Source organism: Burkholderia sp. A2, assembly GCF_001729305.1.
Classification (GTDB): Bacteria; Pseudomonadota; Gammaproteobacteria; order Burkholderiales; family Burkholderiaceae; genus Burkholderia; species Burkholderia sola.
The window spans coordinates 12,283-25,550 of record NZ_LZXX01000057.1; the positions used below are offsets into that span (position 1 = coordinate 12,283).

6 protein-coding genes are annotated in these 13,268 nt (G+C 67.4%); all 6 read right to left on the reverse strand.

The window, feature by feature from the left end; translation table 11 throughout:
• Nucleotides 1-72: 72 nt before the first annotated feature.
• A complete protein-coding gene (locus A9Z05_RS04385) occupies nucleotides 73-3,381 on the reverse strand; it encodes an efflux RND transporter permease subunit (RefSeq protein ID WP_069617032.1) in 3,309 nt (1,102 codons plus the stop codon).
• 104 nt (nucleotides 3,382-3,485) lie between these two features.
• Nucleotides 3,486-6,599: an MdtB/MuxB family multidrug efflux RND transporter permease subunit gene (locus A9Z05_RS04390; protein WP_069617033.1), complete on the reverse strand. Its 3,114-nt coding sequence runs from the start codon at nucleotides 6,597-6,599 to the stop codon at nucleotides 3,486-3,488.
• A gap of 15 nt (nucleotides 6,600-6,614) precedes the next feature.
• Entirely contained in the window at nucleotides 6,615-7,979 is a 1,365-nt protein-coding gene (locus A9Z05_RS04395) for an MdtA/MuxA family multidrug efflux RND transporter periplasmic adaptor subunit (RefSeq protein WP_069617034.1), read from the reverse strand.
• 254 nt (nucleotides 7,980-8,233) lie between these two features.
• Nucleotides 8,234-9,058, reverse strand: a complete 825-nt coding sequence (locus A9Z05_RS04400) for an IclR family transcriptional regulator (protein ID WP_069617035.1) — start codon at nucleotides 9,056-9,058, stop codon at nucleotides 8,234-8,236.
• Nucleotides 9,059-9,673: 615 nt separating this feature from the next.
• Entirely contained in the window at nucleotides 9,674-11,635 is a 1,962-nt protein-coding gene (locus A9Z05_RS04405) for a PhoX family phosphatase (protein ID WP_069617036.1), read from the reverse strand.
• A 190-nt stretch (nucleotides 11,636-11,825) separates the two neighbouring features.
• Entirely contained in the window at nucleotides 11,826-13,019 is a 1,194-nt protein-coding gene (locus tag A9Z05_RS04410; protein ID WP_069617037.1) for an ammonium transporter, read from the reverse strand.
• Nucleotides 13,020-13,268: the final 249 nt, after the last annotated feature.

Here is a 13,268-nt window from a genome sequence, read left to right on the forward strand (position 1 = left end):
GTCAATCGAGCCCGTCAATCAAGCCCGTCAATCAAGCGCAAAAGACGGCTGCCCGAAGGGCAGCCGCTTTCGTCACTCGCCGGCGACCGCCGGCCCGCCGGCATTGCCGCGGCGGTTGCGGCGCTTCTCGCCCCAGACGCGGAACCGGTCCATGTACAGGTAGACGACGGGCGTCGTATAGAGCGTCAGCACCTGCGACCCGATCAGGCCGCCGGCGATCGCGATCCCGAGCGGCGCGCGCAGCTCGGCGCCGTCGCCGCTGCCGAACGCGAGCGGCAGCGCGCCGAGCAGCGCCGCCATCGTCGTCATCATGATCGGGCGGAAGCGCAGCAGGCACGCCTCGTGGATCGCATCGAACGACGACTTCCCGTTGTTGCGCGTCTGGTCGATCGCGAAGTCGACCATCATGATCGCGTTCTTCTTCACGATGCCGATCAGCAGGATCACGCCGATCAGCGCGATGATGCTGAACTCGGTCTTGAACAGCAGCAGCGCGAGCAGCGCGCCGACGCCGGCCGACGGCAGCGTCGACAGGATCGTGATCGGGTGGATGTAGCTCTCGTACAGGATCCCGAGCACGATGTAGACGGCCAGCAGCGCGGCGAGGATCAGGATCGGCTGATCGTTCATCGACTGCTGGAACGCCTGCGCGGTGCCCTGGAAGCTGCCGACGATCGTCGGGGGGACGCCGATCTGCGCCATCGTCTGATAGATGATCTGCGTCGCCTGCGACAGCGACACGCCCGGCGGCAGGTTGAACGAGATCGTCGTCGCGACGAACAGCCCCTGGTGGTTGACCGACAGCGGCGTCGTGCTCGGCCCGAACGTCGCGATCGCCGACAGCGGGATCATCGTCGACTTCGACGTCGACACCGACGCGCCCGACGACGCGCTCGACTTGCCGCTCGCCGCGATCGCGTTGAGCGCCTGGTTGCGCGCGGAGTCGGACGCGATCGCCGCGGCGCTCTGCGCGGCCGTGCCGGCGCTCGACGTGCCGGCCGAGGTCGCGACGAAGGTGCCGGCGGCCGCGTTGGTGGTCTGCGAGCCGTTCGCGCTGCCGCCCGACGTGCTGATCCACACCTGGTTCAGCATTTCCGGGCTCTGCCAGTATTTCGGCGCGACTTCCATCACGACGTGGTACTGGTTCAGCGGGTTGTAGATCGTCGAGACCTGGCGCTGGCCGAACGCGTCGTACAGCGTGTTGTCGATCTGCGCGGGCTTGATGCCGAACCGCGCGGCCGTCGCGCGGTCGATCGTCACCATCGCCTCGAGGCCGCCTTGCTGCTGGTCGGAGTTCACGTCGGTCAGCTCGGGGCGCTTCTGCAGCGCCTCGGTCAGGATCGGCCCCCACTTGTAAAGGTCGGCGCTCGAATCGCCGAGCAGCGTGAACTGGTACTGCGCGTTGCTCTGCCGGCCGCCGACGCGGATGTCCTGCGCCGCCTGCAGGAACGTGCGCGCGCCCGCCACGTCCGCCAGCCGCGGGCGCAACTGCTGGATCACCTGGTCGGCCGACAGCTTGCGCTCGGTGCGGTCCTTCAGCGTGACGAACATGAAGCCGGAGTTGGTCTGCGTGCCGCCGGTGAAGCCCGCGACGCTCTTCACGTTCGGGTTGCCCTGCACGATCCGCATCATCTCGGAGAACTTCAGCTTCATCGCCTGGAACGACGTCGACTGGTCGGCCTGGATGCCGCCGATCATCAGCCCGGTGTCCTGCTGCGGGAAGAAACCCTTCGGCACGACGACGTACAGGTAGACGTTCAGCCCGATCGTCGCGAACAGCGTCAGCAGGATCAACAGCGGCCGGCGCAGCGCCCACGACAGCGAGCGCTCGTAGCCGCGCTGCATGCGCGCGAAGCCGCGTTCGAGGAAGCGCCCGAAGCGGCCCTCGCCGTGCGGATCGTGTTTTTCCGGCAGCAGACGCGCGCACATCATCGGCGTGAGCGTGAGCGACACCGCGAGCGACACGGCGATCGCGAGCGACAGCGTCAGCGCGAACTCGCGGAACAGGCGCCCGACGATCCCGCCCATCAGCAGGATCGGCAGGAACACCGCGACGAGCGAGATGCTCATCGACAGCACCGTGAAGCCGACTTCGCGCGCGCCGTCGAACGCCGCCTGCATCCGCGGCTTGCCGTTCTCGATGTGCCGCGAGATGTTCTCGAGCACGACGATCGCGTCGTCGACGACGAAGCCGGTCGCGACGATCAGCGCCATCAGCGACAGGTTGTCGATCGAGAAGCCGAGCAGGTACATCGCGCCGAACGTGCCGACGATCGAGATCGGCACCGCGACGCTCGGGATCAGCGTCGCGCGCCAGTTGCGCAGGAACAGGAACACGACCATCACGACGAGGCTGATCGCGATCAGCAGCGTGTGCTCGGTGTCCTTCAGCGACGCGCGGATGGTGGTCGAGCGGTCGAGCACCGGCGTGACCGTGATGTCGGCCGGCAGCGACGCGGTGAGCTGCGGCAGCGCCGCGCGCACGCGGTCGAGCGTCTCGATGATGTTCGCGCCGGGCGAGCGGTAGAGGATCACGAGCACCGCGCGCTTGCCGTTCGACAAACCGAGGTTGCGCAGGTCCTCGACCGAATCGACGACGTCGGACAGGTCGGACAGCCGCACGGCCGAGCCGTTGCGGTACGCGACGACGAGGTCGCGGTATTGCGACGCCTGGGACGCCTGGTCGTTCGTATAGAGCTGGAAGCGCTGCGGGCCGAACTCGATCGCGCCTTTCGGCGCGTTGGCGTTCGCGGAGGCCAGCGCCGCGCGCACGTCCTCGAGGCCGATCCCGTAGTGGAACAGCGACTGCGGTTCGAGCTCGACGCGCACGGCCGGGTTCGCGGAGCCGCTCACGGTGACCTGGCCGATCCCGTCGATCTGCGACAGCGACTGCTGCAGCACCGTCGACGCGGCGTCGTACACCTTCGCCGGCGACGCCGTTTCCGAGGTCAGCGCGACGACCATGATCGGCGAATCGGCCGGGTTGACCTTGCGGTAGGTCGGGTTGCTCTTCAGCGCGGCGGGCAGGTCGGCGCGCGCCGCGTTGATCGCGGCCTGCACGTCGCGCGCGGCGCCGTCGATGTCGCGGTTCAGGCCGAACTGCAGGATGATCCGCGCATTACCGACCGTACTCGTCGACGTCATTTCGGAGACGTCCGCGATCGAGCCGAGGTGCCGCTCCAGCGGGCTCGTCACGCTGGTCGCGACCGTTTCGGGGCTCGCGCCCGGCAGCGACGCCTGCACCGAGATCGTCGGGAAGTCGACCTGCGGCAGCGGCGACACCGGCAGCTTGATGAACGCGAACAGGCCCGCGAGCGCGACGCCGAGCGCCAGCAGCGTCGTCGCGACGGGGCGGGTGATGAAGGGGCGCGACAGGTTCATGTCGGCACTCGCTGGGCCGCCGCGTGTTCCGACGGATGCGTTTTCGGGAGATGGGGGGGCTGCGCCCCCCCACGCGAACGAAGTGAGCGTGGGGGTCGTTTCATTTACGCATCCGTGCGCGTGCCGGCTTGCGGGCCGTGCCGTTCGAACCAGCCGCGCACGCGGCGCGCGAGCGAGTCGAAGCCGAGGTAGATCACGGGCGTCGTAAACAGCGTCAGCACCTGCGACACGATCAGGCCGCCGGCGATCGCGATCCCGAGCGGCTGGCGCAACTCGGAGCCCGCACCGGAGCCGACGATCAGCGGCACCGCGCCGAGCAGCGCGGCAAGCGTCGTCATCAGGATCGGCCGGAAGCGCAGCAGGCACGCCTGGTAGATCGCCTCGCGCGGCGGCTTGCCTTCGACGCGTTCGGCCTCGAGCGCGAAGTCGATCATCATGATCGCGTTCTTCTTCACGATGCCGATCAGCAGCACGATGCCGATGATCCCGATGATGTCGAGGTCGTGCCCGGTGATCATCAGCGCGAGCAGCGCGCCGACGCCGGCCGACGGCAGCGTCGACAGGATCGTGATCGGGTGGATGTAGCTCTCGTACAGCACGCCGAGCACGATGTACATCGTGACGACCGCCGCGAGGATCAGGAACAGCTGGTTCGACAGCGACGCCTGGAACGCGAGCGCCGCGCCCTGGAAGCGCGTCTGGAACGAGCCGGGCAGGCCGATGTCCTTCTCGGCGGCCTCGATCGCCTTGACGGCTTCGCCGAGCGACGCGCCCGGCGCGAGGTTGAACGAGATCGTCGTCGACGGGAACTGCGACAGGTGCGCGACCAGCAGCGGCGACGGCCGCTCGTGGAACGACGCGATCGACGACAGCGGCACCTGGCCGCCGCCGGCCGACGGCAGGTAGATATCGTTCAGCGATTGCGCGTAGTGCTGCTCCTTCGGCTCCGACTCGAGAATCACACGGTACTGGTTCGACTGCGTGAAGATCGTCGACACGATGCGCTGGCCGAACGCGTCGTACAGCGCGTTGTCGACGGTCGCCGGCGTGATGCCGAAGCGCGCGGCGCTCGCGCGGTCGATCTCGATGTACACCGACTGGCCGTTGCTCTGCAGGTCGGTCGCGACGTCGGCGAGCGACGACTCCTGCTGCAGCCGCGCGACGAGCTTCGGCACCCAGGTCGCGAATTCTTCCGAGTTCGGGCTCGTCAGCATGAACTGATACTGTGTCGGGCTGACCGTCGAGTCGATCGTCAGATCCTGCACCGGCTGCATGAACAGCGAAATGCCGGTGATGTTCGCGACGCGCCGCTGCAGGTCGCGGATGATCTGCGCGGCGGTTTCCTTGCGATCGTCGCGTGCCTTCAGGTTGATCAGCATCCGGCCGCTGTTCAGCGTGATGTTGCTGCCGTCCACGCCGATGAACGACGTGAGGCTGTCGATGTTCGGGTCCTTCAGGATCTCGGCCGCGAGCGCCTGCTGGCGTTCGGCCATCGCGCCGTACGAGATCGACTGCGGCGCCTGCGTGATCGCCTGGATCACGCCGGTGTCCTGCGCGGGGAAGAAGCCCTTCGGCACGTACACGTAGAGCAGGGCGGTCAGCCCGAGCGTCAGCAGCGCGACGACGAGCGTCGAGCGCTGGCGGTTCAGCACCCATTCGAGCGCGACCGCGTAGCGCGCGATCACCCAGTCGATCGCGCGGTGCACGCGCGCCTCGAAGCGGTGGCTCTCCGGCGGCGGCGAATGGCGCAGCAGCTTCGCGCACAGCATCGGCACGAGCGTGAGCGACACGATCGCCGAGATCACGATCGTCACCGCGAGCGTGATCGCGAATTCGTGGAAGAGGCGCCCGACCACGTCGCCCATGAACAGCAGCGGGATCAGCACCGCGATCAGCGACACCGTCAGCGAGATGATCGTGAAGCCGATCTGCCGCGAGCCCTTCAGCGCGGCCTCGAGCCCCGTCTCGCCTTCCTCGACGTAGCGCGCGATGTTCTCGATCATCACGATCGCGTCGTCGACGACGAAGCCGGTCGCGATCGTGAGCGCCATCAGCGACAGGTTGTTCAGCGAGAAGCCGGCCATGTACATCACCGCGAGCGTGCCGATCAGCGACAGCGGCACCGACAGGCTCGGGATGATCGTCGCGTAGACGTTCGCGAGGAACAGGTACATCACCAGCACGACGAGCGCGACCGCGAGCAGCAGCTCGAACTGCACGTCGCGCACGGCCGCGCGGATCATCGTCGTGCGGTCGGTGACGATCTCGACGTCGAGCGCGGCCGGCAGCGTCTCCTGCAGCTTCGGCAACTGCGCCTTGATCGCGTCGACGGTCGCGATCACGTTCGCGCCCGGCTGGCGCTGCACGTTCAGGATGATCGCCGGATCCGCATTCACCCACGCGCCGAGCTTGGTGTTCTCCGAGCCGGCGACGACCGTCGCGACGTCGGTCAGCATCACCGGCCGGCCGTTCTTGTACGCGACGACCGCGCTGTTGTACTGGTCGGCGCTCGTCAACTGGTCGTTCGCGTTGATCGTGTAAGCGCGCGTCGGGCCGTCGAAGTTGCCCTTCGGCGTGTTGACGTTCAGGTTCGAGATCGTCGTGCGCAGATCGTCGAGGTTCATCCCGTACTGCGCGAGCGCGGTCGGGTTCGCCTGGATCCGCACGGCCGGACGGTTGCCGCCCGACAGGCTGACGAGCCCGACGCCGGCGATCTGCGAGATCTTCATCGCGAGGCGCGTGTCGGCCAGGTCCTGCACCTGCGTGAGCGGCAGCGTCTTTGACTTGACCGCGAGCGTCAGCACCGGCGCGTCGGCCGGGTTCACCTTCGCGTAGATCGGCGGGGCCGGCAGGTCGGACGGCAGCAGGTTTCCGGCCGCGTTGATCGCGGCCTGCACTTCCTGCTCGGCGATGTCGAGCGGCAGATCGAGCGAGAACTGCAGCGTGATCACCGACGCCCCGGCCGAGCTTTGCGACGACATCTGGTTCAGCGACGGCATCTGCCCGAACTGGCGTTCGAGCGGCGCGGTGACCGACGACGTCATCACCTCCGGGCTCGCGCCCGGGTAGAAGGTCTGAACCTGGATGGTCGGATAGTCGACCTCGGGCAGCGCGGCGAGCGGCAGGAAGCGCAGCGCGACGAGACCGGCCAGCATGATCGCCGCCATCAGGAGGGCGGTGCCGACCGGCCGGAGAATGAAGAGGCGGGATGGATTCATCGAGCGGCCCGCGCGTTACTGGGCCGCGGGGGCCGCGGCCTGCGACGCGCCGTGCTTGCGCCCGCCGTGACGGGCGGCCGCATCCGATGCGCCCGACGCCGCGCCGGCGCCGTGCGCGCCCGACGCGCCTTTCGGCTTGTCGGCCGGAATCGAGATCTTCGAGCCTTCGCGCAGGCGGTCCGAGCCGTCGGTCACCACGCGTTCGCCGAGCGCGACGCCGCTGACGATGCTCGTGCGTTCGCCGTCGACCGGCCCGATCGTGACCTTGCGCACCGTCACCGTGTTGTCGGGTTTCACGACATAGACGAACTGGCCGATCGAGCCTGTCAGCACGGCGGAGGTCGGCACGATCGTCGCGTTGCGTATCACGTCGACGAGCAGCCGCGTGTTCACGAACTGATTCGGGAACAGCATGCCCTCCTTGTTGTCGAAATTCGCGCGCAGCTTGACCGTGCCGGTGCTCGTGTCGATCTGGTTGTCGAGCGTCGCGAGCGCGCCCGTCTCGAGCGGCACCGTGTTGTTGCGGTTGTAGGCCGTGACCGACAGCTTCTGGCCCGCGTTCACCTGCTTGAGGATCTGCGGCAGGTTGTCTTCCGACGTCGTGAAGATCACGCTCATCGGCTGCAACTGCGTGATCACGACGATGCCGTTGGTGTCGCCCGGCGTCACGTAGTTGCCGGGGTCGACCTGGCGCAGGCCGACGCGGCCCGAGACCGGCGCCGTGATGCGCGCATACGTGAGATTGAGTTTCGCGGAATCGATCGCGGCCTGGTCGGTCTTCACCGCGCCTTCGTACTGCTTGACGAGCGACGCCTGCGTATCGACGGTTTGCGACGCGATCGAGTCCTGCGACAGCAGCGTCTGGTAGCGCTTCAGGTCGAGGCGGGCGGTCGCGAGCAGCGCCGCGTCGCGCGCATGCGTGCCTTCGGCGTTCTCGAGCGCGACCTGGTACGGGCGCGGGTCGATCTGCGCGAGCACGTCGCCCTTCTTGACGATCTGGCCTTCCCGGAACGACACCGACTGCAGGTAGCCCGACAGCTGCGTCTTCACCGTCACGTTCGCGAGCGGCGTGACGGTGCCGAGCGCGGACAGCACGATCGGCATCTCGCCCTGCGTCGCGGTCGCGACCTGCACGGGCTGCGGAACGTTCGCCATCGCGGCGGGGCCGCCGCGGCCGCGATGGCTACCCGCGGCGGCGCTGGCGCCCGCGCCTTTCGCCGTGCTGCCTGCCGCGGGCGTACGGTTCCACGGGTGCCACCACAACAGGCCGCCGATCACGACGACCGCGACGGTGCCGATCAGCAGCGTGCGGCGCGGGCGCCGGGCGACGGCGGGCGCGGGGTCTTTCGAAGGGGGCGTGGGCTTTTGTTCGTTATCCATCGTGTTCTGTCAGGAAGACGGCGCGGCGGGCCGGAAATCGGACTGCAGGCTGCGCGTGGGCGTGCGGGTGACGGGACGGGGCGGCCCGGCTCGGTCCGGGGCCCCGCCGATCCGCGCGGGAAAAGAGCGGTGCGCACCGCGAATGCGGCGCGACGATGGGCATGATCCTACGTGCCGTCCCCGTTACAGTCCAGCGGTCTATCTTTCAACGGGTTACGGTCGTTACACAACGCGACGGCGCAATGACGCAACGGTTACAGGCCGATGCGCCGGGCCGGCGCGCCGCCGATTTCGCGGGTGATTTTCGCGATGCATTCCTGCAGCGCGGGCACCACGTGTTGCTGCAGCCATTCGGGCGGACACTGGTGCGACGCGCCGCCGCAATTCACCGAATAGCGCTGGCCCGACGGGCCGACGAAACCGGCCGCGACCGCATTCAGGCCTTCGCGCCATTCGCCGATCGCGATCGCGTGGCCGTCGCGCATCGCTTCGTCGAGCGCGGGCGTCAGGCGGGCGGATACGTGCGGCCAGTCGTCGCCGGCCGTGGTGCGCAGCGACTCGAGCAACTGGCGGCGCTCGTCGTCCTCGAGCGCGGCGAGATACGCGCGGCCCACGGCCGTACGCGCGATGTCCATCCGCGAGCCGATTTCGAGGCGCGTGACGAGCACGGCCGAGCGCGGGCGGATCACGTCGATCGCGACCATGTCGAGCCGGTCGCGCACCGCGAGGTGCACGGACAGCGACGTGCGCTCGGCCAGCTCGATCATGAATGGCCGCGAACGCGCGCGGATGTCGAAGTTGCGCAGGAAGCCGTGGCTCAGTTCGAGCACCGACGCGGTCAGCACGAAGCGCTCGCTGTCGGGCAACTGGAACAGGAAGCCGGCGCTGACGAGCGTCGCGGTGATGCGCGAGACGGTCGGCTTCGGGATGCCGGTCAATTCGGTCAGTTCGCGGTTGCTGACGGGGGCGTCGGCAGCCGCGATGCGGCGCAGCACGGCGAGACCGCGGGCGAGGGCGGTGATCTCGTCGGGCGACGATTCACGGTCCCGCGACGCGGGAGAGGTTACAGTTGTCGACACGAGGGATTCTCTCTAATTCCGAAACTCGATTTCAATTTTGTTGGTATTGTAGGACTATTGTCAAAGGATGCATGTTCCGCGGGCGAACCGGTCATTGGATGAGATTTTACGGGTTCACCCTTGGTTTATTAGGAAAACGCTCAAAGGAGCATTGCCGGAAAGTGCATGAACCGGTGCAAATACCGCTTGACTTGTCGGGCGGAAACGGAAAGAATGTCTCACGTTTTCGAAACATCGTTTCAAGAGTTTAACCGGCAACGATGTTTCGCGCAGTCTCTCAGGTTCTAGCACGGCCCTCGGAATGGCTAGAACTTTTTTAGCGCCACGGTCTCCGTGGCGCTTTTTTTTGCCTGTCCTTCCGACCGTCCGCCCGGACGCGTCAGGCCCGTATTATCCCCCGATCGCCGCAAACGCCCCGTCCTGGGCGGTTTCGCGCCTCCTCGCACGCGCGATCTGCGCCGCCCGCACGATCTCCGCACGCAAAAAAAAGCGCGACGCCCGCAGTGGGCATCGCGCGTGAAACGGCGTGGAGCGCCGACGAATGAACGATGATGAAGAAAGGGGCCCGGTCGGGCGTGCCCGGCTGACGAGCCACGCCCCCTCGTGCGCGGCGGATCAGCCTTTCGCGAGCTTGATGCTGGTCTGCTCGGCCGTCAGGTAGCCGACGCTGGCGCCGAAGCGATCCTTGTAGTTCGCGCGCACGAGCGGATCGAGCGTCGGCTTGACCTTGTCGTGCAGCGGCGATTCCCAGTCGCCCACGTGCTGGAAGTTGCTCATGATGTACGTCCAGCCGTTGATCTCGTCGACCGCGTGCAGGCCCGTCGATTCGGCGCCGGCCGGGCACGACAGCACGCGCGAGAGCGACTTCGTGTCGACGTTGTAGGCCCACAGGAAGTTGTTCACGTGCATGCCCGAGTCTTCGCCGATGAACAGCGTGCGCAGCTTTTCGGAGAACTTCAGATTGTCCGGGTTCGCGATCTTGTCCGGGTTCGCGAGGTTGCCGAGCGCGTCGGCCGCGGCGAGATCCTCGCCGACCAGCGCGGCCGGCGCGCCCATGTCGACCGGCACCCATTCGCTGTCGATCGCGGCGCCCGTCGTGTCGCGCTGGCCGGCCTTCAGGTTCAGCGCATAGACCGCGCCCGCGGCGATCTTCTTGTCGACCGCGACGTCGCGCGACACCGCGTTGCCCTTGACCATCGACGTTTCGATCCGCGACATCGCCGTGTAGACGATCTTGTCCTTCGCGTTCACGGTCGTGCCTTCGAGCTTCGTGAACGCCATGCTGCCGCCGAGCAGCGCCGCGTAGCGGTGCGTCTCGAGGAAGGCGGCCGCCTTTTCCATCCCCGGCTTCACGCGCATCCAGTTGAACTTGCCGCCGAAATGGATCTTCGTGTAGCTCGCATCGTTCGGGTCGACGGTCGCGAGGTCCATGATGTCCGACGCCTTCAGCGTGTTCGCGAGCGCTTCGATCTCGCTGCTGGTCGCGTGGCCGATCCGGATCCACGTGAGCGTCGCGGTGCCCGCGCCGGCGGACGACGTCTGCGTCCACTTCGCGACGTACAGCGTGCCGGCCGACAGGTCGGCCGCCTTGTCGGCGACGAACATGAACAGGCCGCCGTTGGTGGCGTCGTCGCCCATCATCACCGTGCGCTGGTCCGGCATCACCTGGATCAGCTCGTGCGAGATGCGGCCGAGGCAGTAGTGCTTCTTCACGGTGCCGGTGCCGTCCGGATTCACGGTGATCTCGGGCAGGTGGCCGTAGTGGTAGGGGTTCGCCTTCGTCTCGTCGCCGAACGTGTTCTTGCTGAACGCCTTGAACTGCGCGTCGGTCGCGGCCTTCGTCGCGTCCGGCTCGTATTCCTCGCTCGACAGGTGCGTGCCCCACGGCGACAGGCTCGCGCCGCAGGTGATCCACAGGCCGTGCGCCTTCGACGTGTCGACGTTGTGGTACTTCACGACCTTCAGCGCACCGGTGGCCGGGTCCTGGTCGAGCGTGATCACCGCGATCGGCGACGGCAACTGGCCGTACTGCGACGCGCTCGCCTGGTCGCGCGTCGTGTATTCGAACTGCACGACCGCGAACACCGCGTTGCCCTTCACGCCGGGCACGTTCGCGTTCTTCAGCGTCAGCAGCGAGCTGCCGTCCGGGCAGTCGGAATAGAACTGGCGTTCCTTGCCGGCGACCGAGCGATCGATGATCGGCTGGTTGTTGATGTCGTAGTAGCCGCCCGCGAGCGTCGTGCCGCCGTTGCCGTCCGGCACCATGTCACCCGTCACGAAGAACGGCTTGTACGCGAGCTTGAAGTTGCGCGACGAGCCGTCCGAGAACGACACCGCCAGCGTCGAGCCGACCGTCGTCGTGGCCATCGCGGCCGCGTTGTCGAGCGTCGGCGCGGCCATCGCCGAGAACGCCGCCGACGTATAGGCAGCGGCGACCGGCGCCGGCGTCGACGCGGGATCGTCGCCGCCGCAACCCGTCAGCAGGGCCGGCAGCGCGAGGCCGGAAAGGGGAAGCATCGGTGCGCCGGCGAGGATCTTCAGGGCCTGACGACGGGAAGCATTGGGCAACGCGGGCATGTGGAGTCCAGTTTCGGTTGTTGGAAGCATGGCCTTCGCGAAGCAGGTGAGCGGCAAGCTTCGTGAAGGCGGATTGAAAACTGGACCGAAGTGTAAGGACGCTAGATGAAAGTTTTTTGAATCGAAAACGTCATGACGCATCGGGCGTCCGTCAGGTGAGCTGACGGACGCCGGTCGCAAGCGTTTGCGTTCAGTCGCGCTCGGGCGTGGCCGAGATGCGGTGGATCGACAGGTCCGCACCGTCGAATTCGGCTTCGCGATCGAGGCGCAGGCCGACGGTCGCCTTCAGCGCGCCGTAGACGAGCGTGCCGCCCGCGGTTGCGATCGCGATGCCGCCGAGCGTGCCGACGAGCTGCGATAGGAACGACACGCCGCCGAGACCGCCGAGCGCGGGCAGCCCGAACACGCCGGCCGCGAGGCCGCCGAGCGCGCCGCACATCCCGTGCAGCGGCCAGACGCCGAGCACGTCGTCGATGCGCCACCGGTTCTGCACGCAGGTGAACATCGCGACGAACAGCGCACCGGCCGCGGCGCCCGTGACGAGCGCGCCGATCGGGTGCATCACGTCGGAGCCCGCGCATACCGCGACGAGGCCCGCGAGCGGCCCGTTGTAGGTGAAGCCCGGGTCGTTGCGGCCGGCCATCCACGCGGCCAGCGTGCCGCCGACCATCGCCATCAGCGAGTTCACCGCGACGAGGCCGCTGATCTTGTCGAGCGTCTGCGCGCTCATCACGTTGAAGCCGAACCAGCCGACCGCGAGCACCCACGCGCCGAGCGCGAGGAACGGGATGTTCGACGGCGGGTGCGCGGCGATCCGGCCGTCCTTCGCATAGCGGCCGTGGCGCGCGCCGAGCAGCAGCACGGCCGGCAGCGCGACCCAGCCGCCGAACGCATGGACGACGACGGAGCCCGCGAAGTCGTGGAACGGCGCGCCGAACGCGTGCGTGAGCCAGGCCTGCACGCCGAAGCGCTCGTTCCACGCGATCCCTTCGAAAAACGGATAGATGAAGCCGACGATGATCAGCGTCGCGACGAGCTGCGGATTGAACTTCGCACGCTCGGCGATGCCGCCGGACACGATCGCCGGGATCGCCGCCGCGAACGTCAGCAGGAAGAAGAAGCGTACGAGCGCGTAGCCGTTGTGCTGCGACAGCGTCCCGATGTCGTCGAAGAATTCGACGCCATACGCGATCGTGTAGCCGATGAGGAAATACGCGAGCGTCGACACCGAGAAATCGACCAGGATCTTCACGAGCGCGTTGACCTGGTTCTTCTTGCGGACCGTGCCGAGCTCGAGAAATGCGAAGCCCGCGTGCATCGCGAGCACCATGACGGCGCCGATCAACAGGAACAGTGTGTCGACGCCGGATTTCAGACCATCCATGCCGTGGCTTCCTTGCGCAAAAAACGGGCGAGGAACGCAAGTATCGAGCCAACGTGGTGAATGACTGCGTGGAATTGGTGCCCGGATACCGCGGGATGGGGCATTCCGGTGAACCGTGCACGGAATCGGGGCGTGACCGACACCGATCGCGGCGGGTGCCGGGTGCACGTACGTGGTGCGATACGTGCCGAACTGGTGCTTACGATGAGTGAGGCGGTGCGCGGCGGCGCGGACGCGCACCGATCTGGC